This window comes from Rhizobium sp. Root1220 (assembly GCF_001426265.1).
Taxonomy (GTDB): domain Bacteria; phylum Pseudomonadota; class Alphaproteobacteria; order Rhizobiales; family Rhizobiaceae; genus Rhizobium.
Genome location: NZ_LMDG01000001.1, coordinates 314,821 through 340,736, shown reverse-complemented (window position 1 = coordinate 340,736; position 25,916 = coordinate 314,821). Strand labels below are relative to the sequence as shown.

Sequence of the window (25,916 nt, the reverse complement as noted above, 5' to 3'; positions counted from 1 at the left end):
TTTAGGCGAGACGGGTAGGGCTTCTGACGCGTTCAATGGCATGCAGTCCAATCAGGCAGAGAAGCAGGCCACCGTCGTAGCATACGATTGCAGTCGCCAGGTCGAGGATCGATGTCGTCGAAACGAACGCCGCGCAGCCATAGGCCACGCACATCAGGAAGCCGACCAACACCATCGCAAAAACGGAACGCATCGGTGCCGTGGCAAATCCAATCATTGTGGCCGTTAGAGCGATCATCCAGACTCTCCTGATTACCTCACTATAGGCGGACCGACCTTGCCGAACAATTAATTGCGCTTGCTATCCTCGGTTTCCACAGTGCGCCAGATCGGCACGCCTGCCAACTCATTGGAACATTTGGCTCTAAATAAGGCCGATGATGTTTTCCGCGGTTGTTCCCGAGGTGAGCACACGCGAAACTCTCAAAGGCAGAAGCGAGCCGTCTTGCACGGAGGCGAAGGTCAGGATCTGGCCTGACGCCATCTCAACCGTCAAATCTCCTCCGATTCCGATATAGAGCGCTCTTGTGATTTCGGAAATACCCAGGCCGTCATCGGGGACGATGACGAACCCGGCACTGGCAGGGCCGGTCAGCGAAGGGGCGTGGGAGGCGAAGCGGTCAGACATGGGGACTCTCCTTTTGTCGGTTGCGCAATCATGCTGGTGTGGAGATTGCCGGGGAAAACGATGTGCAGGCAAATCGGAGGCCCACGTTTGCGGCTGCTCGGTAAGCCAAGGATAAGATTTGGAGAAAACGCCGAAAGACTTGGCGAGGCTTTCGCGATCCGAGAAAAATCGTCCCCGTACCGAGGGCTGATCTTTTGCCGGTCTTCGGATAGAACAAGGGCATGAGCAACGTCTTCGAGAATGATTCGCCGAGCAATCTCACCGAGTATTCGGTTTCTGAGCTTTCCGGTTCGATCAAACGCACGGTCGAGACGGCTTTCGATCAGGTTCGTGTTCGGGGCGAGATTTCCGGCTACCGCGGCCCGCATTCGTCGGGTCACGCCTATTTCGCCCTGAAGGACGACCGCGCACGCATCGACGCCGTCATCTGGAAAGGCACGTTTTCCAAGCTGAAGTTCCGCCCCGAAGAGGGGATGGAAGTGATTGCCACCGGCAAGGTGACGACATTCCCCGGCTCGTCGAAGTATCAGATCGTCATCGAGACGCTGGAGCCGGCAGGGGCTGGCGCGTTGATGGCCTTGATCGAGGAACGCAAGCGCAGGCTTGGTGCCGAGGGCCTGTTTGACGCGGCCCGCAAGCGGCGGCTGCCCTTTATGCCCAAGGTCATCGGTGTGGTCACCTCGCCGACGGGTGCGGTCATCCGGGATATTCTTCATCGTATCTCCGATCGCTTCCCTGTCCATGTGATCGTCTGGCCGGTGAAGGTGCAGGGTGAGGGCTCTGGCGAGGAGGTTGCCAGTGCCATTCGCGGCTTCAACAGCTTCGCCCCGGACGGCCAGATGCCGCGTCCCGATGTGCTAATTGTTGCACGCGGCGGCGGCAGCCTGGAGGATCTCTGGAGTTTCAACGACGAGGCGGTTGTGCGCGCTGCTGCCGACAGCCAGATCCCGTTGATTTCCGCCGTCGGCCACGAAACCGATTGGACGCTGATCGACTATGCCGCCGATGTGCGCGCTCCGACGCCGACCGGCGCGGCCGAGATGGCGGTCCCGGTCAAGGCGGAGCTTGAGGCGCAGACGGCGGGCCTGACAGCACGGCTGCAGGGTTGCATGAACCGGCGCATGGATCACCACCGCCAGTCCGTGCGGGCCTTGATGCGCGCCCTTCCGTCGCTGGATCAGCTCCTCGCTTTGCCGCGGCGCCGGTTCGATGAGGCGGCTGCAGGTCTCGGCCGCGGGCTGGAGCTCAACACCATCAACAAGCGCCGCAGTTTCGAGCGAACGGCGGCGCATTTGCGCCCCGATGTCCTCTCAAACCGCATTGGCGAACGCCGCCAAATGCTGGCCGAGCGCATTGGCCGGGCGGAGCGGACCATCGAGCGGCTGATCGATCGGTCGAAGTCACGGGTTGGTCGCGCCGATGCCGTCTTCGGCTCGCTGCCAGCCCGCCTGAAGTCACAGACCGCCCGCATGCGCGATCATCTTGGCAATCTCTCGCGCCACGCCGATACCGCCGTCAGACACAAGCTGGCACGCGCCCGCGGCGAACTGGTGGCCCAGGACCGCGTGCTGCAGTCGCTGTCCTACATGAACGTATTGAAGCGTGGCTACGCCGTCATCCGGGACGATGAGCACCGGCCGGTGTCGCAGGCGGCGATGCTATCATCCGGCATGGGCATCTCGATCCAGTTCGCCGACGGCGAGGTCGGTGCCGTGACAACGGACGGCGGCGGACCGCCGGCCGGCAGGAAGCGGGCATCGAAGCCCTCCGAGCCGGGCAGCCCTCCGAAGCAGGGCAGCCTGTTCTAGCTTAGTGGACCATGATGCGTCAGGCCCACTCGCCCTGACGCATCACCGGAACGCGTGCGCCATCCGGCGTGATGCCATCGATGTCGATCTTGCCGGAGCCGATCATCCAGTCGATATGGATCAGGCTGGAATTGCCGCCCTGTGCCTGGATCTGTTCCTGGCTCAGGTTCGCGCCATCGAGGAAGCATTTCGAATAGCACTGGCCGAGCGCGATGTGGCAGGAGGCGTTCTCGTCGAAGAGGGTGTTGTAGAACAGGATGCCGCTGGCCGAGATCGGAGAGGAATGCGGAACCAGCGCCACCTCGCCAAGCCGGCGTGCGCCGTCGTCCGTATCCAGCACCTTGTTCAGCACTTTCTCGCCGCGCGACGCCTTCGCCTCGACGATCCGGCCGGCTTCGAAGCGAACCTGGATGTTGTCGATCAGGGTTCCCTGATGCGAGAGCGGCTTGGTGCTCGACACATGACCTTCGACGCGCCATGCATGCGGCGTCGTGAAGACCTCTTCCGTCGGTATGTTCGGGTTGCAGGTAACGCCGTTCTTGGCGGTCGAAGCGCCGCCCTGCCATTCGTGGCCGTCAGCAAGGCCGACCGTCAGATCGGTCCCTGGCCCAGTGAAGTGCAGCGACGCAAACCGCTCGCCGTTCAGCCACGCGGAACGCGAGCGCAGATTGGCGTTGTGGTCTGCCCACGCCGCAACCGGATCGTCCACATCGACCCGCGATGCCGCGAAGATCGCCTTCGCGAGCTTGGCGACCGCAATCGGCTCGGGGTCGTTCGGGAACACCAGTTTCGCCCAGGCGGGATTCGGGTAGGAAACAATGTTCCAGTTGATGTCGAAGTTGGAGATTTTCTCCAGCGCCGGCTTGTAGGCGGCGGAGTTCGCGCGGTTGGCACGGCCAACCTTTGCGGGGTCCTGTTCCGACAGCAGCATTGGATTGTCGCCGGCGACGGCCAGGCGCGCCGCGCCGTTGGCGTAGGCCTTTGCCATGCCTTCATAGAGCCAGTCCGAAGCCCGATCGAAACTCTCGTCGCGTCCATACTGGTAGCGGGCAAGCGTCGATGCCTCGTCCGAATAGAAGGCGGTGACGATGCCTGCGCCCGCCGCATAGGCATGCTTCGTGATCAGCCGGACAAGCGGCAATGCCACGACCGGTGCGGTGACGACGAGATCCTGGCCGCTCTGCAGTTGCAGGCCGACCTTGATGGCCACCTCCGCAAGCTTCTCGAGTTTGACGGGATCTACGGAGTCCTGGCTTTGGGACATGAAGTTCATGGTCGATCACCTTCCGAAACGAACGCACAGGGCGCTAGCCTTAGCCGCCTTTGCGGCGAAAATGAAGCTCGGCGATGCGATGCATATTCGCTCGCGGCACTGCCGGCGCGGTTCGTTCCAATTCAGGCAATCAGCGGCGCGGCTTTGGCCTTGAGCGCGCTCATGGCATCCTTCGGATCAAGCCGTACCTGCAATCCGCGCTGGCCACCGTTGATATAGACCTGCGTCTCGGCAAGGGCTGCCTCTTCGATTGCTGACGGCACGAGCTTCTTCTGGCCGAACGGGCTGATGCCGCCGACATGGTAGCCGGTCAGCCGTTCCGCATCTGCCGGCTTCATCATGTTTGCGGATTTGCCGCCAAAGGCGCTCGCCAGCTTCTTCATGCTGACCTCGCGGTCCGAAGGGATCACGACGCACACCGCCTTGCCGTCCACCTCGGCCATCAGCGTCTTCAGGACGCGGTGCGGTTCCTCGCCCAGCGCCTCGGCAGCCTGCAATCCCACGCGCTCGGCGTTCGGATCGTAGTCGTAGGTATGGACACTGAAGGCGATGCCGGCCTTGGCTAGAACCTGGGTGGCGCGTGTGGTCTTGGACATCGGTCAGGCCCTGAAGAAGTCCGCGTATATCTCCGGCTTGAAGCCGATCAACAGCTTGCCGTCCGCCTCGATCACTGGTCGCTTGATCATCGACGGCTGGTTCAGCATAAGGGCGATTGCCTTGGCCGCATCGAGGTTTTCCCGATCTGCATCGGGAAGCTTGCGGAACGTTGTTCCGGAGCGATTGAGCACCGTTTCCCAACCGGCCTCCTTCGTCCATGCCTCCAGCTGCCGGCGATCGATTCCGACCGCCTTGTAGTCGTGAAAGTCGTAGGCGACATCGTGTTCTTCCAGCCAGGCTCGCGCCTTCTTCATCGTGTCGCAGTTCTTGATGCCGTATATGGTGATGGGCATTCTCAATCCTCCAGCGTTCCGGCCTTTCGGGTTGCCTGGCTCGGGTTCTCGCAGGCGATCTTCATCAGGTCGCCGCGACGGCGCACGAACCGGTCAGAAACCCGCGTCACGATCAGGCCGGCCTGCGGAGCGCGCACGTCGATGATGCCGTCCGCCCTGCCGGGCCGTGTGATCAGTGTTGCCAGCACGTCGCCCTCGGCAACTGTCTCGCCGATGTTTCGGTGAAAGAGTACGGTGCCGGCGGCGGGTGCGCGGATCATCTCGATGTTGTCGAGCGGGACGGCGGGGCCGGAAAATGGCGAGAGCGCCACCGGCGCAACGACGACACCTCTGTTGGCCAGGAACCGCCACAGTCCGTCAGCATCCTTTTTCGCCATCTCCGGATAGACGTCGCGTTCGCCGCGAAGCTCCACGGTCACCGAAAGCTTGCCCGGCAGCCGCGATTTCTTCACGCCGGGGTCCTCATGCTTCCAGGCAAAGCCGACCGCCTCCTCGAAGGCCGAGCTTTCGCCATCCGACAGCAGCACCGCCTCCATGTCGAGTGCGGCTGCAAGATCCTGTGCCTCTGGCCAGAATGCATCGTCGATGTAAGCATACTGCAGGGCCTCGTCATCGCAATGCAGGTCGATCACAAGGTCGGCAGCAAGGGCCATGTGCAGCAGTTGCCGCTTGAGTTTGTTGACGGCCGTCGCCCGGTCCAGATCTTCGATCAGGCTGTCGCGATCTCTGATGGATATCAACGGGAACTCGCGATTGAAGTTGATCCGTGAGCCCAGCTCGAACCGGCCCTGTAGATCGCCGAAATGCCACTGTGCGGTGCCGATCGGATTGGCCTGCGGCACAAGCGTGATGTCGCCCCTGATCTTCCCCTCGCTCTCTGCCTGCCGAAGCCTCTCGCAGAGAAAGTGTGCAAGCGCGGTACCGGGCAGTTCGTTGGCGTGGAGGGCGGCCTGGATGTAAACCGCCGGCGCTGCCGGATCATTGCCCTTGAAGCGAAAAACCGGAAGCCGCCACTCGATGCCGGCCGTATCGCCCGGAATGATGATCTCGGAAATGTTCACGTTCCTGCCCCGTTTTCATGTCGTAGCAGGAGCTTTAAGCGACTTCCGCCGGCATAGGCAAGTCGTTATCCCCGCGCTTGCAAAGGCCATCGAGCGACATAGTCGTATTCGCGTTCGCCCGGGCGATTGTGAATGAGGACGAATTCTCGCGCTGGCACTATCACCGGGTTCGATCACAATCCTGGGAGTGCAGGAAGTCGCGCGGGCGTGGTGAACTGACGGGAAAGTGCGCCCGCTGCAGCACTTTCTGTAGATCCAGACATTCGCCCAGCGCCTGCCGGTCCGGCAGGATCGCAAAAAACAGGTTCTCTTTGCCAAATCTTGACGATTGCGGTGTCATCTTGGGCAAAGCGAAGTCGAAGGACGATTGCGTGTTCTGTTCGTGCATGACCATTTACCGGAGTATCGGCACCGCCTCTTGTTCGCGTGCGACTGAGCGGATGGTAGCAAGTGATGAGCGGAAATCAAGAACAAAAGAGGAACATGCAATCGTGCCACGGTCGGCGTGCTGGGGCCTATCATGCGTATTCTGATGGCGTGCGCGGCCTTTCCGCCTTTCATCGATGGTGGCGGCCCGATTTCGGCGATGATGGTGGCCAAGCTGCTGCTGGCGGACGGGCACGACCTCGAAGTGATCAACGTCTCCGGCGAAGACAAGCGTGAAATCTACGACGGGGTTCCCGTCCGCCGTCTGCCGAGCCTCAATATCGACTGGAACTACCGCTTGCCGCGGCCGGCCTGGAAGAAGTTTCTCTGGCATGCGCTGGAGAATTTCAATCCGCGGGCGTTCGTCATCATGCGTCGCGAAATCCGCCGCTTCAAGCCGGACATCGTGCTTACCGACAGCATCGAGAACATCAACGTCGCGACATGGGCCGCTGCCCGAAGCTGTAGCGTTCCGGTCTGCCACATCCTGCGCAGCGCGTTTTTGATCTGCTGGAAGGCCAGCATGCGGCGTGGCAACGACAATTGCGTTCGCGCCTGTTCGTCGTGCCAGACGTCATCCTACGGCAAGAAGCTCCTCTCGCGCTACGTCGATGCGGTGATCGGCGAGACAGATTTCATCATCAGTCGTCATCTCGAGCATGGCTATTTTCCGAATGCGAGCAGCCACAAGGTGCCGGGTGCTGTTCCGGCTAGTGCGCGTCGGGAACCTCGATCGCCGCCATCAGGGCAGATGCGCTTCGGCTTCATCGGCGTCCACGATCCAGTAAAAGGTCTCGATACGCTGGCGCTTGCCGCACATCGGCTGGTCAACAATTCCAATGTCGGCTTCGTCATCGCGGGGCACGCCAAGAGCGACTATTCCAAATCGCTGCCGCAGAAGTTTCCCAAGGAGAACACCCGGTTTCTCGGTTGGACGAAGCCGGAGGAATTCTTTCCACACATCGACGTTCTGGTGGTACCGTCCCTGTTCCGCGAGCCGTTCGGCCGCGTCGTCATCGAGGCGTTTGCGCAGGGCGTGCCGGTCATCGGCGCACGTTCGGGCGGAATACCGGAATCGATCGAACCCGGAACCGACGGATACCTGTTCGATCCCGGCGATGAGGTCGCCCTTGCCGCACTGATTGCGGATATGGCTGCCGCACCGGAGAAAATCCCGGCGTTGTCGCATGCCGCGCTTGAAGCGGCGAGACGTTACGAACCGCAAAAGATTGCGGCCGGCTTCAATGCGGTTTTTGCCAGGCTGAAGCCGGAAAGCGCCGAGACCGCGGGGGAGGAAATCTCCTCGATGCAGGCGCACGGTTAAACCGGCCACGGCACAAGAAACGGGTTGAATTCCAGCCGTTGCTGCACGATTTTCATGGCATGCCGGTTAGGAGGCTATGATCATGGAACAGGCAGCCAGCAAATACTGTATCTTCAAAACCGCGGGTGGTTTCTGCGGGATAGCCTGGAGCGATGTCGGCATCACCCGCTTCCAATTGCCGACCGGCAGTGCCGAGGGGACCGAGCGTCTTCTGCTGCGCCGCGTGCCGGGCTCCGAGCCCGCCGAACCGACGCCAGAGGTGGCTGACGCCGTCTCCGCCGTGCAGCGCTACTTCGAGGGAAAGCCGACCGACTTCTCGGACGTCAAGCTCGACCTCGACGGACAGGACGCCTTCTTCCGGAGGATCTACGCCGCCGCGCGTCAGATCGGTTGGGGTCACACAACGACCTACGGTGCACTCGCCAAGCAACTCGGCGCCGGGCCCGAGATGGCGCGCGATGTCGGCCAGGCGATGGCGAAAAACCCGGTTGCTCTGATTATTCCGTGTCACCGGGTGTTGGCCGCAGGCGGCAAGATCGGCGGCTTTTCCGCGCCCGGCGGCGCGTCATCCAAGACGAGAATGCTCGAACTCGAAGGCGTCAGCCTGGCGCCGCCGAAGCAGGCGCAACAATCGATGGATTTTTGACGGCGGCCCCCCGGCCGCATCACGGGATGCTACCGGGGGTCCACGCCAGTCGACTGTTGCTTGAATGCTGGCGTCGAAAGTGTGGATCGAGGTTGTTGCGCACAATGTGGCGGGTGAGCACCCTTTCGCATCGTTCCAGGGAGCGCGGAACCGCCGAGTTCTTTACGTATTCAGCCCACCATCCACGGTTATGGTGGCGCCGGTGATTTGCCTGGCAGCCGGGCTCGCAAGGAACGCCGCAGCGGCTGCCACGTCGCCCGGCGTGCCGAAGCGACCAAGCGGGGTCATGCCGCGCAGCATGTCGCCATGCACGCCATCGGCAGGGTTCATGTCGGTATCGGTAAATCCCGGCTGAACCAGGTTAACGGTGATGTCTCGGGGTCCAAGTTCGCGTGCGAGACCCCGGGTAAAGGCGACGAGCGCGGATTTTGTCATCGAATACACCGCCACGCCGGGACTGAGCGTCCGTTCTGCGACAGACGAGCCAACGATAAGGATGCGCCCCCCTTCGCCAAGATGCGGGATGGCTGCTTGCGCGGCGAGAACTGCGGCACGCACGTTGACGTTCAGAAGTGCGTCGATGTCGGCGAGGCTCATGTCAACGACCATGCCCATGCGGGCGATGCCGGCGTTGTTGACGAGGATGTCGAGGCCGCCGAGCTTCTCGATCGTCTGGTCGACCAATCGCTTCATGGCCGCCGGATCGGCACTGTCGGCCGCAATGGCGACCGCCCGCCGCCCCTTGGCTTCGATAGACCGGACTACGTCACCGGCTCGGTCTGCCGAGCGCTCATAGGAGATCGCCACATCCGCTCCCTTGTCCGCGAGCGCCAACGCGATGCCGGCGCCGATACCGCGGGAGCCGCCGGTGACCAGAGCGCGCTTGCCGAGCAGTTCATTCATGGTTGTTCCTTTCTGTAGTGATCGATATATAAATGACTAGGCGGGTTGCCGAGGGGAGTCAATCGAATTAAATATCGATCGATGCAGAAATCACCGAAGACGCCACAGACCCAGAAAAGCACAACGCCCGCCCTTCGCGGGCGGCCCCGCGCGTTCGACCGCGAGGCCGCCCTGGCGCAGGCGACCCGACTGTTCTGGCACAAAGGCTACGAAGCAACGTCCATCTCGGACCTTACGGAGGCGATTGGGATAGGGTCGCCCAGCCTCTACGCCGCATTCGGCTCGAAGGAGGCGCTGTATGTCGAAGCGCTACACTACTACGGCGACCACTATCAGGCGCTGGTCTGGGCCAGGTTCTTTTCTGCCGGCACTGCCCGCGAATCCGTTGAGTCTCTCCTTCTGGACGCGGCTGCAACGATGACCGGCTGTCACAACGACATGCCCCGCGGCTGCATGGTAACGCTGTCCTCTGTCGGCAGCGAGGGACATACGGAGCTTGGCGAACTCGTGCGATTGGGGCGTGCCGTGGCGTTCGACCGTGTCGAGGCGCGGCTCCGCAGCGGCGTCGCGGAGGGCGAGTTTCCCGATTCTGTTGATGTCCCGTCGCTCGCGCGCTTCATTCAGACCGTCCAGAGCGGCATGTCGCTCCTCGCCCGCGACGGGGCAAGCCGCGCTGAACTGGAGGCCGTAGCGGAGGTCGCGATGCTGGGATGGGACGCCCGAACCGGCTATCGCGCCTGACGCTCGTCACGCCGTACGGTCCTGCGGTCGGCGACGGGTTCACGCCGGCCGGTAGATCTGTGCCATCGCGCCGCCCGGAAAGGCCCTGGAACTCACCAGCTTGAGACGCTTTGGCGCGGCGAGCTCGGAAAACAGCGGAAGTCCCTTGCCCAGCGCTACGGGGTGCACCGCCAGGATGAACTGGTCGACCAGTCCTTGGGCGACGAGACTGCGGGCGAATTTCACGCCGCCGTGAGCGATGATCGGTTTGCCGTCCTGGGCCTTCAACGTCGCGATTTCCTCCGCTAGGTCACCGCTTGCTACATAGGCTTCCGTCCAACTCTCGGCGCCCGGTTGCAGCTCTGCGGTGTGCGCCGGGCTGAGGATCGCTGGCCCCTGTCGTGAGAAGACGGCCTTGGGAATCTGGTTCATCGGCGGCGCGAACATGTCGGTGGAGGTCGGCCAGTAGGCGGCCATGTCACGGAAGCTGCGGCTGCCCATAATGTGCAGGCTTGCGTTCCATATCGTCTCCACGGACCAGGCCTTCGCCTCCTGATCGCTTCCGAACATCCATTTGTTGCTGCCATCCATGTCGCTCACGAAGCCGTCGAGCGACATGGACATTTTCAGGATCAGGTCTCTCACGGCATCATCCTCACGGCTCTCGTCCAAGGACGCGCCAGATCGACGACGCCCGACACCAGCCGATGACTTTTCTAGCCGCGTACCCTTATTCGCCTATTCCCACTCGATCGTCCCAGGAGGCTTGCTCGTCACATCGTAGACAACGCGGTTGATGCCGCGGACTTCGTTGATGATGCGGGTGGCGGCGCGGCCGAGGAATTCCATGTCGTAGTGGTAGAAATCCGCCGTCATGCCGTCGACGGAAGTGACGGCGCGCAGCGCGCAGACGAATTCGTAGGTACGGCCGTCGCCCATGACGCCGACGGTCTGGACCGGCAGCAGCACGGCGAAAGCCTGCCAGATGGCGTCGTAGAGGCCGGCCTTGCGGATTTCGTCGAGATAGATGGCGTCGGCTTCGCGGAGAATCTCCAGCTTTTCGCGGGTTATGCCGCCCGGGCAGCGGATTGCAAGGCCCGGACCGGGGAAGGGGTGGCGGCCGATGAAGCTGTCGGGGAGGCCGAGCTCCTTACCGAGCGCGCGCACTTCGTCCTTGAAGAGTTCGCGCAACGGCTCGACAAGCTGCATGTTCATGCGCTCGGGCAGGCCACCGACATTGTGGTGCGACTTGATCGTCACCGACGGGCCGCCGGTGAAGGAAACGCTTTCGATGACGTCGGGATAGAGCGTGCCCTGGCCAAGGAAGTCGGCGCCGCCAAGCTTCTTGGCCTCTTCCTCGAAGGTTTCGATGAACAGCCGGCCGATGATCTTGCGCTTGGTCTCGGGATCGCTGACGCCCTCGAGTTCGCCGATGAACTTGTCGGCGGCATCGACGTGGATCAGGTGCAGGTTGTAGTGTTCGCGGAACATTTCGACGACGTTGGCCGCCTCGTCCTTGCGCATCAGGCCGTGGTCGACAAGCACGCAGGTGAGCTGGTCGCCGACCGCCTCGTGGATCAGCAGCGCCGCGACGGAGCTGTCGACGCCGCCGGAGAGTGCGCAGATGACGCGCTTGTCGCCGACTTGGCTGCGGATGTCTTCGACCGCCTTCTGGCGGTAGGCCGACATCGACCAGTCGCCCTTGATGCCGGCGATATTATGAATGAAGTTGCCGATCAGCTTGGCGCCATCAGGCGTATGCACGACTTCCGGATGGAACTGCACGCCGTAATATTTGCGCTTCTCGTCGGCGATGAAGGCGTAGGGCGCGTTGGGCGAGGTCGCGACGACCTCGAAACCTTCGGGCAGTGCCGTGACACGGTCGCCGTGGCTCATCCACACCTGATGGCGCGAGCCCTTGGACCAGAGGCCCTCGAACAGCTTGCTTTCTTCGTCGACCTCAAGGAAGGCGCGGCCGAATTCGCGGTGATGGCCGCTCTCGACCTTGCCACCGAGCTGCATGCACATCGTCTGTTGGCCGTAGCAGATCCCGAATACCGGCAGGCCACTGTCGAAGATGATCTGCGGCGCCCGCGGCGAGCCATCATCGACCGTCGAGGCCGGGCTGCCGGAGAGGATCACGGCTTTCGGCTGGAGGCGCTTGAAGCCTTCTTCGGCGGACTGAAAGGGAACGATCTCGCAGTAGACACCGGCTTCGCGCACGCGGCGCGCGATCAGCTGGGTTACCTGGCTGCCGAAATCGACGATGAGGACACTGTCGGGATGTGCTGTCTGGGTCATGGCGAGCCTTTAATGAAAAGCACCCGGTCTTGCAATGCGGGAAATCCGCTGCATGAGGATTTTATTGCATTGATTGTCCCGGTTTTGCAGGGCCTAGAACCAGAATACGCCATCCTCCAGCGCGGTGTACAGGCTGTCGACGGCATAGGAAAGCTTGCGGTCGACGACATGCAGGTATTCGGTCCAGCCGGAAATATGCTGCAGTTCCTCGACGCCATCGGAAATGCCGCGAAGCCCGATCAGCGGCAGCTGGTAAGCCTGGCAGGCGCGCAAGATGGCGAAGGTCTCCATGTCAACCATGTCGGCCTCTATGCCCGTGTAGGCCGCGCCGGAAACGACATTGCCGCCAGTCGAGAGGCTGGCCTCGGCGATCCCCGGAATGCGAAGCGGCAGGTCGATCGTCGCGGGCAGGTCGAGAAACGGCGTGCGCCCCTTCTCGAAGCCGAGCGCCGAGGCGTCCATGTCGCGATAGGAGACAGAGGTCACCTGATAGACCTCGGTCTGCTCGAGCTTCGGGGAGCCTGCCGAGCCCAGCGATACCACGAGGTGCGGCAGGTCGCCCGCGTGGTCGAGTTGCGTCAGCGCCCGTGTCAGCACGACCGCGGCCTCGACGGGGCCGACGCCCGTCATCAGCGGCTCGAAGCGCGAACGCAGGAAGGGACCGTATTCGGCCTCGGCGGCCATCACGAACAGGATCGATTTTCCCGCGACCGATTTCAACTCGAACGTCATCCGGTAATTCCTTCCCTGCCGCGGACAATCATCATGGTGCTCGTCATCGAGGCGATCAACTTCGCCGGCCCGTCGCCGATCGCGTAGCCGCGCCCATCCGCAACGATGATATTCGACCCTGGCTTGGTGATCTCGCCGCGGAACAGGAAGCGGTCTCCGCGCCCTGGCGACATAAGGTTGACCTTGAACTCGATTGTAAGGATCGAGGCGTCGGGATCGATCACGCTATAGGCGGCAAATCCGCAGGCGGAATCAAGCGCCGCCGAAATCACGCCCGCGTGGAGAATGCCATGCTGCTGGGTTAGCTTGACGTCGAAGGTCAGCTCGATTTCCACCATCGCATGCTCGACGCGGGTCAGTTCGGCGCCGATCGTATGCAGCGCCGCCTGGCGCGCAAAGTTCCGGCGAATTCGTTCGCGGAAATCGCCGCGGTCGTTTTCGGTCATTGTGATTTGCCCTTCCTGCGGCGGTGAAATTGGCATGGTGCGCTGCATTCGACAAGCGCAGGTGCGAAATCAATTGTCCGACCGACGGGCAACGCATTGTCGGTTCGTAAAGATTGGATTCAGTCTTTTTTGGTAAATCTTAGTTAGCCATTCGCGTTGGCGGGCCCCGATGACCGGGACAGTGCCATCGACAGTTGTTTTGTGTGCGAGTTTCCATGCGTCTATCGGCCGTGCCAGCAATCCTCCTTGCCTGCCTGACTTTTTCGGGCTGCACATCGAGTCCCGGCCCGGAAGCCGTTCTGACCGTGGCACCGTCGCGGGAAATGACCAGTTCGGTCACGCCGAGTGCGCCTGTGCCCGTCGCGGATGTCGGCAACGCCGTCCCGCAGGCAGCCCCGCCCCAGGAAGAATTGAGCTGGACTGGCCCGGTACCCGAGCCCCAGGCATTCCTGCCTCAAACCAGAACCGTCGCCGTACCGGTGCCATCGGACAGGCAGGTCGCGCTCGTGGTGCCTGCCCGGCCGGAGATCGATGCGAGGCCCGACGCTCGCACCAGGGTCTACAGCCACCGCTTCCGCGATGCCAAGCCGATCAACTTCGGCTCCGCCTCGCCGAGAAAGCTCGCGGTGCACGGCGTCGACGTGTCGCGCTGGCAGGGTGATATCGACTGGGCGACGTTGCAGGGGCAGGGCGCCAACTTCGTCTACATAAAGGCAACCGATGGCGGCGATCATCTTGATCCGATGTTCAGGAAGAACTGGCGGAACGCCAAGCAAGCCGGACTGAAGCGGGGTGCCTACCACTTCTTCTACTGGTGCCGCACGGCAGGCGAGCAGGCGGACTGGTTCATCCGCAACGTTCCGCGCGAGGCTGGCGCGCTTCCCCCCGTCATCGACGTCGAGTGGAACGGCGAGTCGAGCTGCAAGAGACAGCCCTCGCGCCAGCACGTCCTGGAAAAGATGAAGGTCTTCATGGACAAGCTCGAGCGGCATTATGGTCAGCGCCCGATCATCTATACGGCGCCGGATTTCTATCGCGACAATCTGAGGGGCGAATTCCTAGACTATCCGTTCTGGCTGCGTTCCGTGGCGGTACATCCGGCCAAGATCTATCCGGGACGAAAATGGATCTTCTGGCAGTATTCCGGCTCGGGCCTCTCGCACGGGGTGGATGGCCGGATCGATCTCAATGTATTCCATGGAAGCGAGACTCAATGGCACAGCTGGGTATCGGCCCGGTCCGGCTGAGTGTTACGATTTCGCCTGCGTGAACCACTCGGGAGGCAGCCGTGGCTGAAGTCGTGCTCTTTCACCACGCGCAGGGATTGACGAAAGGGGTCGCCGGCCTTGCCGCTGTCCTCGGGGCCGACGGACACGTAGTCCATACGCCCGATCTTTTTGCCGGTCGGACGTTCGACACCCTGGAGCAGGGCATGCAGCATGCCCAGGAAATCGGCTTCAGCGAGTTGGTCCAACGTGGGGTTCGCGCCGTCGATCTGCTTGCGACCGATCTCGTCTACCTCGGTATTTCCCTCGGTGTGCTCCCGGCGCAGTATCTCGCTCAGACACGTTCGGGAGCGCGCGGCGCGATCTTTCTGCACGCCTGCCTGCCGCGTTCCGAATTCGGTTCGGCCTGGCCGCAGGGACTTCCCGCCCAGATCCATGCGATGGATGCCGACCCGTTTTTCGTCGGCGATGGCGATATCGAAGCGGCCCGGGCGCTGGTTGGCGAATCGTCTGACGTAAGCCTCTTTCTCTACCCTGGGAACTCGCACCTCTTTTCCGACCGCTCGCTCGCAGCCTACGATCCGGCTGCCGCTGCCGTTCTCGAACGCCGATTGCTCGACTTTCTCGCGGAGCGATAGCTGTTCGGCGCGGCCCTTCAGTTCAAATAGACGATCGAGGCGTTGAGGATGGTCGCGAAGCCGACCCAGGCGGCATAGGGGACGAACAGCCAGGCGGCCACGCGGTCGGCGTTCCAGCGGTTCCTGATGAAGGCAAGGATCAGTACCAGCAGCACGACGATGACGGCGAGCGCCGCAACTGGCATTTCCAACCCGAAGAAGAACGGTGACCAGAGAAAATTGAACACCACCTGCCAGGCCCAGATCAGCATGCCGATCGAGAGATGGCCGCGCATCCACGTGCGCGCTCCCGCAATGCCGATCAGGACGTAGAGAATAGACCATGCCGGCCCGAACACCCAGTTGGGCGGATTGAAAGGCGGTTTGGCGAGCGACTGATACCACTCGCCTGGAAGGTTGTTGACGCCGATGGCCACACCGCCGCCGAGCACGATGGCGACGAAAATGATATAGGTCAGGGCTTTGCTCATGCGCCGGACATAGGGCGGTCGCGCCGGGTAGCCAGCAGGTAGCGACCGGTTGCCGGGTTCATTTCGCACTTATCCGGACGATGTGTTGATCCCATGCAACATCGCTACGGGAAGAGAGGAAGTCGCCTTCATATGAAGACACCGCGAAGCCATCCCCTGATGGCGCGATGCCGGCCGCTTCTGGAACAATCTCCTCGCGCAATACCCGGCCGCTCCGCGCGTCGATCGTCACCGCGGCCCCCCCCTTTGGGGAGGTGACGCCGACAAGGCCGTCAATGCGGTTTACGGCGATAGCGCCGACATAGTTGGCGAGGCGGCGGGTCGTTTCTTCGGGCAGATTGACGAAGCGCAGATCTTCGCCCTTGGCAAAGGAGCCGACCAGCGGCGGCAGGTCGTTGCGGTGGCCTTCATACTGGCACGCAAACCAGATGCGACCGGCGCTATCAATGTCGACATGGCGGGTCGATACCTGCGCCCATTGCTGGGGCAGCACATGTTTCTCGATCAGCGCGCCGGTCGCCGCATCGATCAGCGCCAGCGATGGCTGCATGCGGGCGAGATTGAGCTTGGTGCGGCCGAAATCCGGGTGTGTCTCGATGCCGCCATTGGCAACGATCAGCATGCGACCATCGTCAGAGACCGTCATGTCATGCGGGCCGACGCCATGGGTCTCGAATTCGCCGATGCGGACAAAGCGATCCGTGGCATCGTAAAGGCCGATCATTCCCCGATTGCCATCGAAATCGTTCTCGCTTGCATAGAGGATGCGACCATCGGTCGAAAACGCGCCGTGGCCGTAGAAGTGACGCCCTTCGGCCGCAGCTATCACCACAGGTTCGGCCTTGCCGCGAGAATCGAAGATCATCGCATAGGTGCCCGGGCGGCGGGCAAAGGCGACAGTCTTGCCCGTCTTGGCGCTGAACGCCATGCCATGCGCCCGCGCCGGGAGCGCGAGCTGATCGACGATCTCACCGCGCTCGGTTACCGTTGCGATGGCATAGGAGCCGTCTGCGGTGCGCAAACCCGAGGCGTAGACCGCGTCGGCGCGCCCCAGCGCCATCAGGGCGCGCGGCTGCAGGGCGGCCACAAAGGTCAGTCCGGCAGCCTTGACGAAACCGCGCCGGTCGATAGCCGAGCTGTTCCACATGGGGTCAATCGCCGTCCGAGAAGGAGAAGCCGGCTGAAAGGCCAATGGCGGCGCCATAGTCATCGCTGATCATGGTGATCAGTTCGCGGGTGCTGGCGAGCAGCGCATCGAGCTTCGCGCTTTCGGGTTCCCTGGTGGCGATCTCTATATCGGGATTGAGTTTCGGCACGGTTTCCAGCAGCGATTTGAAGCTGGCATCGATTGCTTCGGCTATCGGCTTTTTGTCGGCTGGCAGAAGCTCGGCCATGCCGGCCTTCTGCCAGAGAGTGCGCAAGCCCTCGAGATTGGCCGTCATCGACTTCCAGGTGTTCCCGGACCGCCAGTAGATTGCCATGCGTGGGCGCGGGGGTGTGTCCTTGCCCTTGTAGAATTGTTCGAGACGCTGATCACGTACCGTCTCCGCGCCGTGGACAAGGATGCCGAGCAGGGCGGTGATGGCCTCCTTGTTGTCCATGAAGTCTTCGCTTTGCGGGCCGGGGTGCTTCCAGCTCCCCTGTACGCCATCCGGCTTCTCCCAGGCGGCGACGACTTCGCCGGCTTCGCGCTGGATGTTGCCCGCCACAGCCGCGCCATAGAGGCAGCGGAAACCGTTCTTCTGCTTGGTGAGATCATCCGACCCGCCGCCGTAGAGCACGTATTCAAGCGCGGTCAGCCCCTGTAGCGCCACGCTCTTGCCGGCGATCGCATCGACGGTCGTGTCCGTCGGATCGGCCTTGGCGATAAGCGCCTGAACCTGGCGTAGGCCGACGCCCTTGCGGTCGGGATAGAAGAGGATGTGTTCGAAGAGATTGTCCTGGATGACCGGTCCGGTCTGCACGGTTTCGATGATGGACCAATAGCGGATCATGTCGTCGAAAGCAGATTTCGCCTTGTCGAGTGTCTGCGGCGTACCGTTGTCGCAAAGATCCTTCATCGCGGTCGTCAGCCGGGCAGCCGATTGCTGGGCATTGCGGTAGCCGGGGCGGATGACCTCGTCGACGGCGCGCTGCATGACGGCCGGTACGGCATCTTCGTTAAGCCCCGCCTGCGGTGCGGCGTCTTGAGCAACTGCGGAGGAAGCAAGGGCAAGGGAAAGAACGAGAGGGTGCCAAAGGCGCATCAAAGGGACTCCAGGAATGTAATCAGTGCCTGCCTATCATCCTTGGGCAGGGATGCAAAAGCGTCACGCGCCTTTTGCGCTTCGCCGCCATGCCAGAGAATAGCCTCCGTGAGATTTCTGGCACGGCCGTCATGAAGGAAAAAGCTATGCCCGCTGACAGTCTGTGTGAGACCTATACCCCATAGGGGCGGCGTGCGCCATTCACGTCCGCCCGCCAGTCCAACCTGCTGGCCGTCGGCAAGTCCATCGCCCATGTCATGCAGCAGGAAGTCGGAATAGGGCCAGATCAACTGGAAGGATTGTGCCTTGTCGAGGCTGTCACGGCGGGTGACGAACTTCGGCACATGGCAGGAAATGCAGCCGCTTTCGTAGAACACCTGCTTGCCCTTCAGTGTCTCGGGAAAGCTCGCCTTGCGTCTGGCGGGAACGGCGAGGTTTGCGGAATAGAAGGTTACAAGGTCGAGGATAGGTCCGGGAGCTTCCTCGTTGCCGAGGCGTTTCTGCACGCCAGTCGGCATCTCAAGGCATGTCTTTTCAGCCGCCGTGCAATCGCCGTGTGCGTCGGGCCGGTCGGGGGTCGAGATACCGATGTCATTGGAAAAGGCATCGGCGCTCTGGTCGCGCACCGTGGCGTTCTGCGCTTTCCAGCCGAAGCGGCCGAGCGCAATCTTGCCGCTGCGATGGTCGCGCACGATTGCGGCCTTGCCTGAGATGCCGTCGCCATCCGTGTCGTCCGGGTCGGCATGAGCGAGAATGTCGGCTTCCGGAATGGCCTCGATGAGACCAAGGCCGATCATCGCGGGTGCGACGCGCGGCGAAATCGTCGTCGCGGCATCAAGCGGTCCATAGGCAGGATTGTTGACGGCATAGCTTGGCCGGCGAAGGGAGACCGTCTCGCCACCACTGAGTACCACCGGTTCTTCCGCGTAGCTGATCGTCATCTTGCCCTCGGAGGCAAGGCCCGGGACCGCCAGGTCCTGCAACTGGTGACCGTAGACCGGGTCGGGGAAGTTGACGATATCGGCGTGGGCGATGGCGCGCTGTTCATCCGGCGTCGCCGCCGCACGCGACAGACGCAGGAACATCGAGGTCGCGCTGGCGCCGCCTTCCGGCGGCTTTCCGCGACCGTCATTGACGTGGCAACTCATGCAGGATCGGGCGTTGAAGAGCGGTCCCAGTCCGTCGGACGCCTGCGTCGAGGAGGGTGCCGAAACCCAGAGCTTCTTGAACAGCGCGTTGCCGAGCTTGAAGTCCTGCTCTTCCTCGAACGGGATGCTGGCAGAGATATGCGAGAAGGATTTGGCGGTGACGGGGTCTATCGACGTTGCCGCGCCGGCCTGCATTGCCTCATATTGTTCGGCCTTGGAAAAATCCGTGGTCGGCCTGGTGACGGCCGCAACGCGCTTGGCGTCGGCATCGGAGAGATCGGTCCGTGTTGCCGGAAGGTCGAAACCGGACGCCAGAGCGGCAGAAAAGCCGGCAATCGCGGCGCAGGCAATTGCGCTGCTGAGGAGACGACGAGCCGATACAAGAGGCATTTCAGGGTTCGAGCCGCTCCGACGTCGAAGCGGCCCGCCTTTTCACTTATTGGAAGACCGCTGTAGGATTATCCAAGCTGTCGGAACCTTCAAGCTTGACGGTGCCGAGATCGAGTGCGGCAATGACGCGCTGTACCGACTTGGTCTGGTCGACGAGGCCGTCGATGGCGGCCTGGACGACGGCGTTGCCCTTCTTGTTGCCTTCGCCGATCATCTGGTCGTACTTCTCGACGTTCTGCCCGCGCTTGGCCATGACGTTCATTGCCTTGAGCGTCGCGTCGAGCTTGCCCTGCATTTCCGCGTCCACCTTCTTGTCCTTGGCGGCGACGAGATCGTGCAGCGACGGACCCTTCATCTTCGTGCCGTCAACGCGGGTGTAGTCGCCCGTGTAAGCGGCAGCGATGCCGATCGCGTCATTGAGGTGCGAGTTGTAGGTGTTGTCGGAGAAGCAATCATGCTCTTCTTCCGGATCGTGCAGGATCAGGCCGAGCTTCATGCGCTCGCCGGCGAGTTCGCCGTAGGAGAGAGAACCCATGCCGGTCAGGATGGCCACGAGGCCAGCCTTCGGATCCGCTTCGACGTGCTTGGTGGCGGCGCCGTCCGGCGCCCAATCATTGGTCATTTCCTGAAGGTCGGAAACGAGCAGCGTGGAGGCCGACTTCAGATATTCGCCGCGGCGGTCGCAATTGCCGTGCGTGCAATTCTTGAGGTCGTAATCCGTGGCGGGACGGTTGCCTGCGCCCGGACCGGTGCCGTTCAGGTCCTGGCCCCAGAGCAGGAATTCGATCGCGTGGTAACCCGTCGCGACGTTGGCTTCGACGCCGCCGGCTTCGGCAAGCGTGCCGGAAAGGAATTCCGGCGTCAGCTTCGAGGCGTCGACATCCTTGCCGTCGATCTTGATGGTCTTGTTGGCAATGACGTTGGCGACGTAGAGCGAATTTTCGTCGCTCTCGGTGCCGTAGGATGTGTCGACGTAGTCGATCAGGCCTTCGTCGAGTGGCCAGGCGTTGACCTTGCCTTCCCAGTCGTCGACGATCGGGTTGCCGAAGCGGTAGACTTCGGTCTGCTGGTATGGAACGCGGGCCTTGATCCAGGCGGCCCGGGCGGCCTTCAGAGTGGCGTCCGTCGGGTCCTTCAAGAGGGCGTCGATCGCGGCGTCAAGCGTCTTCGCCGTCGTCAGCGAGTCTTCGTACTTGGCGTGGGCGACGTCCGCATAATGCTTGACGACAGCCGCTGCATCCGTTGCCGCGTAGGCGGGAATGGCGGACAAAGCGGTTGGGGCCACCGCCAGCGCCAGCGCTGCGCAAAAATTCTTGTTGAGTTTCATGATCCTCTCCTGTGTCGGGCCTTCTGTCTGAAGTCCGACGAAGTTTCTTCGCGCAAAAGCAAACTGGTGTCAAACACTCTAGTTTGGAATGATTTTAAGGACTTGAGTTGCGTGCCCGCACGTCGGAACCGAACGGAAGTGGCTCTCTCAGCCTTTGCGCTGCATCCGGCAGAAGAAGAAGCCGTCGGTGTCGGTTGCAGCCGGCGTCAGGGTGACCGTCATGCCATCGGATGAGCGCGGACGCGGGCTATCCTTGCCAAAAAGACCGTCCCAATCCGGCAGGGAGCCGACGATCCGGAAGTCCGGGTTCTCGGCGGTGAAGCGGCTAACCTGCGCTTCGTTTTCCTGCGGTAGCACGGAGCAGGTGACGTAAACCAGATCACCGCCCGGGCGCACGAAGGCGCTTGCCTGCGTCAAGGCGTCCTGCTGCTGGGCCGTCCGCTCGTCGAGATTCTTCGCCGTCAGGCGCCATTTCGTGTCGGGGCGTCGCCGCCACGTGCCGGTCCCCGTGCAGGGCGCATCGACCAGCACCTTGTCGCAACGCGCTTCAAGGCTCTTCAACGCCTTCGCATCGTCGTGAACCTGGACGTTTCGTGTGCCTGCGCGCTTCAGACGCTCGATGATCGGTGCGAGGCGCTTTCGGTCGGCATCGTAGGCGTGGACCTGGCCCTTGTTGTGCATCGCGGCCGACATCGCAAGTGTCTTGCCGCCGCCGCCTGCGCAGTAGTCGAGAACCTGCTCGCCATCCTTCGGCAGCACCAGGTCGGCGACGATCTGCGACCCTTCGTCCTGAACCTCGAACCAGCCTTTCTGGAACGAAAGCTCGGCTGTGACGTTTGGAAGACGAGACGCGCCTTCGCCGGCGGGAATCCGGATGCCGTAGCGCGCGATCTTCGCCTCGTGCGCGCCGGCTCGCTCAAGCGCCTTCAGGGCCTTGTCGCGGGTTGCCTTCAGGATGTTGGCGCGAAGATCGAGCGTTGGCCGTCCCGCCAGCGCCTGCGCTTCGGCAAGCCAGGTGTCGGCGAAGGCCTGTTCGAAGGACGGCTGAACCCACTCGGGGATGTCGCCCTGAATATGAGATGGAGCATCGTGAAGTTGACGGCTTTGAAAAGCGGAGAGTGCGGTGTCAGCGAGAGGCGGCGGCGCGAACTTGTCGTCGGTCAATTCGGCAGCAAGCGCCTCGGGCGTGAAGCCCCATTGGCGAAACATGACAGCGTAGGCGACTGCGGAAGGACTGTCGTCGTCCATCAGCCAGGCATGAGACAGGCGCATGCGGAGCGCGTCGTAGACGATGTTTCCGATCGCAGCGCGATCTCCGGAGCCGGCGAAACGGTGCGCAAGGCCCCAGTCCTTCAGCGCGTCGGCGACGGGCCGTCTGCGGGCGTCGATATCCGTGAGAACCGAAATCGCCCCTTCGAGCCGTCCGCCCAACCGCATTCACACAGCTCCTATCGCCTGGATCAAAATACCGGGCTTGTGAACAATCCGCAGGAAGCGCGACAGACGCAGCGGATAGTACACAAGTCTAAACCGCGTCGTAAACGCGATTGGCGGCAAGAGCAAGCGACCCATTCTAGTATGGGCGAACGCTTAGCCTATGACTTCGTAGCAGACCTTTGCCGTGCCGCTGCTGACCATGCCGATGTTCTGGGCGGCAGCGCGGGAGAGGTCCAGCACGCGGCCGCGAATGAACGGGCCACGATCGTTGACGCGAACGACGACACTACGGCCGTTGTTGCGGTTGGTAACTTTCAGCTTCGTGCCAAATGCCAGTGAACGATGTGCTGCAGTATTGATGGCGGGATTCATGCGTTCCCCGGAAGCGGTTTTGGAGCGAAGTGCGTACCATGAAGCACCACCACAACCATTTGCAGCAAAACCTTCCATGGGAAGGATAGTAGAACAGGCTGCAAGAGTCGCAACGGCGATAATAGAACGGCAGATTTTCTTCAAAACGGATTGTCCCTCAACTGTTGATCTGCGCCTTTGCGGGCGCTGAGGGCTTAAACCCGCCGAAAAGTGGCGAAAAAGTGCCACTGGAGATCACGGAGTATTACACGCCGTAACATTTATTATCGATCGTTGAAGCACCGGGATCGCGTCGAAACGGAGACGGCGGAAAAAGAGTAATAGAATCAAGTAAAATTAGAACATTTTTGCGTGAGCAACTCGCCGCAACCCGAGATCACAAAATTACCGAAAATAATTTTGCGCGATCGTCATAATCTACGCCTCATTTGAGCAGATTTAGAGGCCGTTAACCATGTGAAGACGCGAAATTCGGCGCGTTCCATACCGGAAATGGGAATTTCTTACCATTCTCGTTTGTGATTTTCCTAACTTCAGACGACAGGCGTCTATCCTTGCCAACGATTATTCTGCAACAATTGCGCGAGTGACGCGGGATAGGTCGGAAACGAGAAGTCGAAACCGTCCGCCTTCAGCTTCGCGTTGGAGACCCGCTTGTTCTCGCCATAGAACGATCTTGCCATCGGCGTCAGCTCCGCCGTTTCGAATGGCTGTTCCGGCGGAGGCTGGACGCCCATGAGCCGAGCCGCTTCGACGATGACGTCCTGTGGCGGGCCGGGCAGGTCGTCGGTCACATTGTAGATGCCGCCGAGGTCGCGATCGGCGAGAAACCGCGTGGCGGCACCGATGTCCTCGACGCGGATGCGGTTGAAGACCTGGTCTTTCTTGATAAGGCGCCGTGCGGTGCCGCGCTGCAGATTGACGAAGGCGTTGCGTCCCGGACCGTAGATGCCGGAAAGGCGCAGAACCGCTGCCGGAACGCCGAGACGTTGCCCGATCGCCATCCACCCGTCTTCCGCCTCCAGCCTTTCCCTCGATCTCCCTGACACGGGAATGCAGGGCGTGTCTTCCGTCACCCATTTTCCCTTGTGGTCGCCATAGACGCCGACGGTGGAGAGGTAGCCGATCCAGCCAAGGCGCGGCATCAGATCGCGGATATTGTCGGCGGCCAGACGTATCAGCGGATCGCCGGTTTCGCGGGGGGCGATGGACTGCACCAGATGGGTCGCCGATTTCATGGCAGCGATCAACGCCTCATCGATGATCTCGCCGTCGAAAACAAACGCATCGATCCCCTGTTCGCGCAGGATCGCCGCCTTTTCAGGCGAGCGCGTCGTGCCCGAGACCCGGAAGCCTTCGGCGGCGAACGCCTTGGCAATCGCCGTGCCCGAATAGCCGCAGCCGAAAATCACAAGATGCATCACGTCGCTCCCGCCAGTCGCCATTCGTTCAGGACATCACTGTCCGACTCACTCGCTGGCCTTTGTGCCGCAAAGCCCGAGAACTCACCAGCCTCCATGAGACGCGCGAGCGCCCATACGGCCATCCCACGCACCACGGGGGAGGGGTCCGCCGAAAGTTCCCGACACCGGGCGATGAGGCGACGGTCGCCGGAGTTGCCCGCCGCGATCAGCGCGTTGCGGACGAAGCGGTCGCGCCCGATGCGCTTGACCGGCGTGCCGCTGAAGAAGGTCCGGAACGTCGGGTCATCGAGGGCCAGCAGATCCTCGATGGCCGGTTCCTTCAGATCCTCGCGGGCCTGCAGCTTCATTTCCGATGCCTCGCTGGCGAACTTGTTCCACGGACAGGCCGCGAGACAATCGTCGCAGCCGTAGATACGGTTACCGATCAGAGGCCGTAGGTCGGGATCGATCGGGCCTTTGTGCTCGATCGTCAGGTAGGAGATGCATCGCCGCGCGTCGATCTGGTACGGCGCCGGAAAGGCGTTCGTCGGACAGGCATCGAGGCAGGCGCGACACGAGCCGCAGTGGTCGATATCAGGCCCGTCGATGTTGAGATCGGCCGTGGTGAACATCGAGCCGAGGAAAAGCCAGGAGCCGTGGACGCGGCTGACGAGATTGGTGTGCTTGCCCTGCCAGCCGATGCCCGCCGCCGCCGCCAGCGGCTTTTCCATCACGGGGGCGGTATCCACGAACACCTTGACGTCGGCGCCGGCGCGTGCGGCAAACCGCGTTGCGATCTCCTTAAGCCGGCCCTTGATGACGTCGTGGTAGTCGCGGTTGCGGGCGTAGACCGAAATCGCCGCCTTGTCCGGTTTCGCGAGGATGCCCCGCGGGTCTTCGCCTGGACCGTAGTTCAGCGCGAAAACTACGATGGATTTGACATCACTCCAGAGCGTCCGCGGATCGCCGCGTCGCTCGCGCGTCTCGGCCATCCATTCCATCGTGCCATGTCGTCCCGCGTCGATGAATTCGTCGAGGCGTTTTTTGGCCTCCGGAATGGAGTCGGGCTGCGTGATTCGACAGAGATCGAAACCGAGTGCCTGTGCTTCCGCCCGCACGAATGCGGTCAGTGTGTCGCGGCGCTTCTGTTCCTTGGCCTCTGTGGTCGGTGCGGGCATGGGGCCCTCGTCAGAAATCCAGATCGGCGTAGTAGGACACCGGCGTCAGGCCGCGCACGCGCTCGGTGAGCAGCGGCCGGAAGGAGGGCCGCGACTTCAGCCGCTGATACCACTCCTTGACGACAGTCGATTCCGACCAGTCTATCTCGCCGAGGTAGTCGAGGATAGAGATCGACGAGGCCGCCGCAAGATCCGCATAGCTCATGCGGTCGCCCGCCAGCCACTGGCGCGAGCCGGCAAGCCAGGTGAGATACTTCATGTGCTGGCGGATGTTGGCGCGCGCCGTGCGAAGGATCTTCGAATCGGGTGCCCCACCGCCCTGATCTGCGGTCATCTGCAGCTTATAGACGCGCTCGCGTGCCAGCGGCCGGGTCACGTCGGTTTCCATCTTGACGAGGAACCATTCCGCAAGCCGGCGGATTTCCGCGCGCTGGAACGGATCCTCGGCCAGCAGCCGCCGGTCGCGCTTCAAAACGCCATGCGTCTCGTCGAGATACTCCGAAATGACGGTCGCGCCGCAGAGCGCGCGCATGCTGTCGTCGACGTAGACCGGCAGCGTTCCCGCCGGATTGAGCGCCAGGAAGTCCCGGCGCTTCTCCCAGGTCTGTTCTTCGATCAGGTCTGCCTGATAACCATACTCCGTCAGGATCAACCGGACGAAGCGTGATGCGGATGACATGGGGTGGTGATAGAGCGTGGGCATCGATACTCGGATTTTGATGGGTGGGTCGCACATCGCGGGGACGCATTGAGTATAGCGCCCTAGTCATGACTTATTCGTTGAAGCTATAGGAGTTTGGCCCTTCCAATACAAGCGAGTCGGGTCGCTCCACGCCTGACAAAGGAAATCGACGTCGCTGAAA

The 25,916-nt window shown here is 62.0% G+C and carries 28 protein-coding genes; 6 read left to right on the top strand and 22 right to left on the bottom strand.

Annotation, left to right across the window (positions count from 1 at the left end; genetic code table 11):
• Position 1: 1 nt before the first annotated feature.
• Together ASC90_RS01675 and ASC90_RS01670 are read right to left on the bottom strand one after the other, a co-directional pair.
• Positions 2 to 238: a hypothetical protein gene (locus ASC90_RS01675; RefSeq protein ID WP_056534671.1), complete on the bottom strand. Its 237-nt coding sequence runs from the start codon at positions 236 to 238 to the stop codon at positions 2 to 4.
• A gap of 126 nt (positions 239 to 364) precedes the next feature.
• Positions 365 to 628: a hypothetical protein gene (locus ASC90_RS01670; RefSeq protein WP_056534669.1), complete on the bottom strand. Its 264-nt coding sequence runs from the start codon at positions 626 to 628 to the stop codon at positions 365 to 367.
• Between the two features lie 221 nt (positions 629 to 849).
• Between ASC90_RS01670 and xseA the strand changes: the two genes are divergently transcribed.
• The gene (gene xseA, locus ASC90_RS01665; RefSeq protein ID WP_056534667.1) at positions 850 to 2,436 is read left to right on the top strand and encodes an exodeoxyribonuclease VII large subunit; all 1,587 of its coding nucleotides are present in this window, start codon (positions 850 to 852) and stop codon (positions 2,434 to 2,436) included.
• A 19-nt stretch (positions 2,437 to 2,455) separates the two neighbouring features.
• Here the strand turns inward: xseA and ASC90_RS01660 are convergent, their stop codons facing one another.
• The 5 genes from ASC90_RS01660 to ASC90_RS01640 all read right to left on the bottom strand — a co-directional run bounded on the left by ASC90_RS01660 (position 2,456) and on the right by ASC90_RS01640 (position 6,108).
• Positions 2,456 to 3,709, bottom strand: coding sequence for an aminopeptidase (locus ASC90_RS01660; RefSeq protein WP_056534665.1), 1,254 nt, complete (start codon positions 3,707 to 3,709; stop codon positions 2,456 to 2,458).
• 122 nt (positions 3,710 to 3,831) lie between these two features.
• Positions 3,832 to 4,305, bottom strand: a complete 474-nt coding sequence (ybaK, locus tag ASC90_RS01655; protein WP_056534663.1) for a Cys-tRNA(Pro) deacylase — start codon at positions 4,303 to 4,305, stop codon at positions 3,832 to 3,834.
• A gap of 3 nt (positions 4,306 to 4,308) precedes the next feature.
• The gene (locus tag ASC90_RS01650; RefSeq protein WP_056534661.1) at positions 4,309 to 4,659 is read right to left on the bottom strand and encodes an ArsC family reductase; all 351 of its coding nucleotides are present in this window, start codon (positions 4,657 to 4,659) and stop codon (positions 4,309 to 4,311) included.
• A gap of 2 nt (positions 4,660 to 4,661) precedes the next feature.
• Positions 4,662 to 5,720: a succinylglutamate desuccinylase/aspartoacylase family protein gene (locus ASC90_RS01645; protein WP_056534658.1), complete on the bottom strand. Its 1,059-nt coding sequence runs from the start codon at positions 5,718 to 5,720 to the stop codon at positions 4,662 to 4,664.
• Positions 5,721 to 5,880: 160 nt separating this feature from the next.
• Positions 5,881 to 6,108: a hypothetical protein gene (locus ASC90_RS01640; RefSeq protein WP_244480272.1), complete on the bottom strand. Its 228-nt coding sequence runs from the start codon at positions 6,106 to 6,108 to the stop codon at positions 5,881 to 5,883.
• Between the two features lie 132 nt (positions 6,109 to 6,240).
• Here ASC90_RS01640 and ASC90_RS01635 point away from each other — a divergent pair, with 132 nt between their 5' ends.
• Both ASC90_RS01635 and ASC90_RS01630 read left to right on the top strand, forming a co-directional pair.
• Positions 6,241 to 7,470 carry a glycosyltransferase gene (locus ASC90_RS01635; RefSeq protein ID WP_056534654.1) on the top strand — a complete coding sequence of 410 codons (1,230 nt, stop codon included), beginning with the start codon at positions 6,241 to 6,243 and terminating at the stop codon, positions 7,468 to 7,470.
• Positions 7,471 to 7,552: 82 nt separating this feature from the next.
• A complete protein-coding gene (locus tag ASC90_RS01630; protein ID WP_056535212.1) occupies positions 7,553 to 8,116 on the top strand; it encodes a methylated-DNA--[protein]-cysteine S-methyltransferase in 564 nt (187 codons plus the stop codon).
• 162 nt (positions 8,117 to 8,278) lie between these two features.
• Here ASC90_RS01630 and ASC90_RS01625 read toward each other — a convergent pair whose 3' ends face one another.
• Positions 8,279 to 9,019, bottom strand: a complete 741-nt coding sequence (locus ASC90_RS01625; RefSeq protein WP_056534653.1) for a glucose 1-dehydrogenase — start codon at positions 9,017 to 9,019, stop codon at positions 8,279 to 8,281.
• Between the two features lie 81 nt (positions 9,020 to 9,100).
• Here ASC90_RS01625 and ASC90_RS01620 point away from each other — a divergent pair, with 81 nt between their 5' ends.
• Positions 9,101 to 9,760, top strand: a complete 660-nt coding sequence (locus ASC90_RS01620) for a TetR/AcrR family transcriptional regulator (protein WP_056534651.1) — start codon at positions 9,101 to 9,103, stop codon at positions 9,758 to 9,760.
• Between the two features lie 39 nt (positions 9,761 to 9,799).
• Here the strand turns inward: ASC90_RS01620 and ASC90_RS01615 are convergent, their stop codons facing one another.
• From ASC90_RS01615 to ASC90_RS01600, 4 genes are all read right to left on the bottom strand, one after another.
• Positions 9,800 to 10,384: a dihydrofolate reductase family protein gene (locus ASC90_RS01615; RefSeq protein WP_056535210.1), complete on the bottom strand. Its 585-nt coding sequence runs from the start codon at positions 10,382 to 10,384 to the stop codon at positions 9,800 to 9,802.
• A 93-nt stretch (positions 10,385 to 10,477) separates the two neighbouring features.
• Positions 10,478 to 12,040: a glutamine-hydrolyzing GMP synthase gene (gene guaA, locus ASC90_RS01610; RefSeq protein ID WP_056534649.1), complete on the bottom strand. Its 1,563-nt coding sequence runs from the start codon at positions 12,038 to 12,040 to the stop codon at positions 10,478 to 10,480.
• Positions 12,041 to 12,133: 93 nt separating this feature from the next.
• On the bottom strand, positions 12,134 to 12,772 hold the full coding sequence (locus ASC90_RS01605) for a 5'-methylthioadenosine/S-adenosylhomocysteine nucleosidase (protein WP_056534647.1): 639 nt from the start codon (positions 12,770 to 12,772) through the stop codon (positions 12,134 to 12,136).
• Positions 12,769 to 13,218, bottom strand: a complete 450-nt coding sequence (locus tag ASC90_RS01600) for a PaaI family thioesterase (RefSeq protein WP_056534645.1) — start codon at positions 13,216 to 13,218, stop codon at positions 12,769 to 12,771. Before ASC90_RS01600 ends, ASC90_RS01605 begins: the two co-directional genes overlap by 4 nt.
• Before the next feature lie 215 nt (positions 13,219 to 13,433).
• Between ASC90_RS01600 and ASC90_RS01595 the strand changes: the two genes are divergently transcribed.
• Entirely contained in the window at positions 13,434 to 14,465 is a 1,032-nt protein-coding gene (locus ASC90_RS01595; RefSeq protein ID WP_056534642.1) for a GH25 family lysozyme, read from the top strand.
• Between the two features lie 41 nt (positions 14,466 to 14,506).
• Positions 14,507 to 15,082, top strand: a complete 576-nt coding sequence (locus tag ASC90_RS01590; RefSeq protein ID WP_056534640.1) for a dienelactone hydrolase family protein — start codon at positions 14,507 to 14,509, stop codon at positions 15,080 to 15,082.
• Positions 15,083 to 15,099: 17 nt separating this feature from the next.
• On the opposite strand, the gene ASC90_RS01585 is transcribed toward ASC90_RS01590, so the two are convergent.
• The 10 genes from ASC90_RS01585 to ASC90_RS01540 form a co-directional block, all read right to left on the bottom strand.
• On the bottom strand, positions 15,100 to 15,552 hold the full coding sequence (locus tag ASC90_RS01585; protein ID WP_056534638.1) for a TspO/MBR family protein: 453 nt from the start codon (positions 15,550 to 15,552) through the stop codon (positions 15,100 to 15,102).
• 58 nt (positions 15,553 to 15,610) lie between these two features.
• Positions 15,611 to 16,699 carry a DUF1513 domain-containing protein gene (locus ASC90_RS01580; protein ID WP_056534636.1) on the bottom strand — a complete coding sequence of 363 codons (1,089 nt, stop codon included), beginning with the start codon at positions 16,697 to 16,699 and terminating at the stop codon, positions 15,611 to 15,613.
• Positions 16,700 to 16,703: 4 nt separating this feature from the next.
• Complete coding sequence (locus tag ASC90_RS01575; RefSeq protein ID WP_056534634.1) at positions 16,704 to 17,798, bottom strand: imelysin family protein; 1,095 nt, start codon at positions 17,796 to 17,798, stop codon at positions 16,704 to 16,706.
• The gene (locus ASC90_RS01570) at positions 17,798 to 19,336 is read right to left on the bottom strand and encodes a di-heme oxidoredictase family protein (protein ID WP_056534632.1); all 1,539 of its coding nucleotides are present in this window, start codon (positions 19,334 to 19,336) and stop codon (positions 17,798 to 17,800) included. The genes ASC90_RS01575 and ASC90_RS01570 overlap by 1 nt, the downstream gene beginning before the upstream one ends.
• A 46-nt stretch (positions 19,337 to 19,382) precedes the next feature.
• Positions 19,383 to 20,663, bottom strand: a complete 1,281-nt coding sequence (locus ASC90_RS01565; protein ID WP_056534630.1) for an imelysin family protein — start codon at positions 20,661 to 20,663, stop codon at positions 19,383 to 19,385.
• Between the two features lie 147 nt (positions 20,664 to 20,810).
• Positions 20,811 to 22,100 carry an RsmB/NOP family class I SAM-dependent RNA methyltransferase gene (locus ASC90_RS01560; protein WP_056534628.1) on the bottom strand — a complete coding sequence of 430 codons (1,290 nt, stop codon included), beginning with the start codon at positions 22,098 to 22,100 and terminating at the stop codon, positions 20,811 to 20,813.
• Between the two features lie 153 nt (positions 22,101 to 22,253).
• Positions 22,254 to 22,616 (bottom strand): septal ring lytic transglycosylase RlpA family protein, encoded by a 363-nt coding sequence (locus tag ASC90_RS01555; RefSeq protein ID WP_056534625.1) that lies wholly within the window; start codon positions 22,614 to 22,616, stop codon positions 22,254 to 22,256.
• A 404-nt stretch (positions 22,617 to 23,020) separates the two neighbouring features.
• Positions 23,021 to 23,893 carry an SDR family oxidoreductase gene (locus tag ASC90_RS01550; RefSeq protein ID WP_056534623.1) on the bottom strand — a complete coding sequence of 291 codons (873 nt, stop codon included), beginning with the start codon at positions 23,891 to 23,893 and terminating at the stop codon, positions 23,021 to 23,023.
• Positions 23,893 to 25,053, bottom strand: a complete 1,161-nt coding sequence (gene queG, locus ASC90_RS01545) for a tRNA epoxyqueuosine(34) reductase QueG (protein WP_056534621.1) — start codon at positions 25,051 to 25,053, stop codon at positions 23,893 to 23,895. Before queG ends, ASC90_RS01550 begins: the two co-directional genes overlap by 1 nt.
• 10 nt (positions 25,054 to 25,063) lie before the next feature.
• Complete coding sequence (locus tag ASC90_RS01540) at positions 25,064 to 25,756, bottom strand: glutathione S-transferase family protein (RefSeq protein WP_056534619.1); 693 nt, start codon at positions 25,754 to 25,756, stop codon at positions 25,064 to 25,066.
• Positions 25,757 to 25,916 lie beyond the last annotated feature (160 nt).

Coding starts and splice junctions, on each gene's coding strand:
- ASC90_RS01675 (WP_056534671.1), bottom strand. CDS start 238: ATGATCGCTCTAACGGCCACAATGATTGGATTTGCCACGGCACCGATG.
- ASC90_RS01625 (WP_056534653.1), bottom strand. CDS start 9,019: ATGAATGAACTGCTCGGCAAGCGCGCTCTGGTCACCGGCGGCTCCCGC.
- ASC90_RS01585 (WP_056534638.1), bottom strand. CDS start 15,552: ATGAGCAAAGCCCTGACCTATATCATTTTCGTCGCCATCGTGCTCGGC.
- ASC90_RS01650 (WP_056534661.1), bottom strand. CDS start 4,659: ATGCCCATCACCATATACGGCATCAAGAACTGCGACACGATGAAGAAG.
- ASC90_RS01575 (WP_056534634.1), bottom strand. CDS start 17,798: ATGCGCCTTTGGCACCCTCTCGTTCTTTCCCTTGCCCTTGCTTCCTCC.
- guaA (WP_056534649.1), bottom strand. CDS start 12,040: ATGACCCAGACAGCACATCCCGACAGTGTCCTCATCGTCGATTTCGGC.
- ASC90_RS01570 (WP_056534632.1), bottom strand. CDS start 19,336: ATGCCTCTTGTATCGGCTCGTCGTCTCCTCAGCAGCGCAATTGCCTGC.
- ASC90_RS01620 (WP_056534651.1), top strand. CDS start 9,101: ATGCAGAAATCACCGAAGACGCCACAGACCCAGAAAAGCACAACGCCC.
- ASC90_RS01630 (WP_056535212.1), top strand. CDS start 7,553: ATGGAACAGGCAGCCAGCAAATACTGTATCTTCAAAACCGCGGGTGGT.
- ASC90_RS01595 (WP_056534642.1), top strand. CDS start 13,434: ATGCGTCTATCGGCCGTGCCAGCAATCCTCCTTGCCTGCCTGACTTTT.
- ASC90_RS01600 (WP_056534645.1), bottom strand. CDS start 13,218: ATGACCGAAAACGACCGCGGCGATTTCCGCGAACGAATTCGCCGGAAC.
- queG (WP_056534621.1), bottom strand. CDS start 25,053: ATGCCCGCACCGACCACAGAGGCCAAGGAACAGAAGCGCCGCGACACA.
- ASC90_RS01580 (WP_056534636.1), bottom strand. CDS start 16,699: ATGTGGAACAGCTCGGCTATCGACCGGCGCGGTTTCGTCAAGGCTGCC.
- ASC90_RS01605 (WP_056534647.1), bottom strand. CDS start 12,772: ATGACGTTCGAGTTGAAATCGGTCGCGGGAAAATCGATCCTGTTCGTG.
- ASC90_RS01635 (WP_056534654.1), top strand. CDS start 6,241: ATGCGTATTCTGATGGCGTGCGCGGCCTTTCCGCCTTTCATCGATGGT.
- ASC90_RS01565 (WP_056534630.1), bottom strand. CDS start 20,663: ATGAAACTCAACAAGAATTTTTGCGCAGCGCTGGCGCTGGCGGTGGCC.
- xseA (WP_056534667.1), top strand. CDS start 850: ATGAGCAACGTCTTCGAGAATGATTCGCCGAGCAATCTCACCGAGTAT.
- ybaK (WP_056534663.1), bottom strand. CDS start 4,305: ATGTCCAAGACCACACGCGCCACCCAGGTTCTAGCCAAGGCCGGCATC.
- ASC90_RS01670 (WP_056534669.1), bottom strand. CDS start 628: ATGTCTGACCGCTTCGCCTCCCACGCCCCTTCGCTGACCGGCCCTGCC.
- ASC90_RS01660 (WP_056534665.1), bottom strand. CDS start 3,709: ATGAACTTCATGTCCCAAAGCCAGGACTCCGTAGATCCCGTCAAACTC.
- ASC90_RS01640 (WP_244480272.1), bottom strand. CDS start 6,108: ATGCACGAACAGAACACGCAATCGTCCTTCGACTTCGCTTTGCCCAAG.
- ASC90_RS01560 (WP_056534628.1), bottom strand. CDS start 22,100: ATGCGGTTGGGCGGACGGCTCGAAGGGGCGATTTCGGTTCTCACGGAT.
- ASC90_RS01540 (WP_056534619.1), bottom strand. CDS start 25,756: ATGCCCACGCTCTATCACCACCCCATGTCATCCGCATCACGCTTCGTC.
- ASC90_RS01550 (WP_056534623.1), bottom strand. CDS start 23,893: ATGCATCTTGTGATTTTCGGCTGCGGCTATTCGGGCACGGCGATTGCC.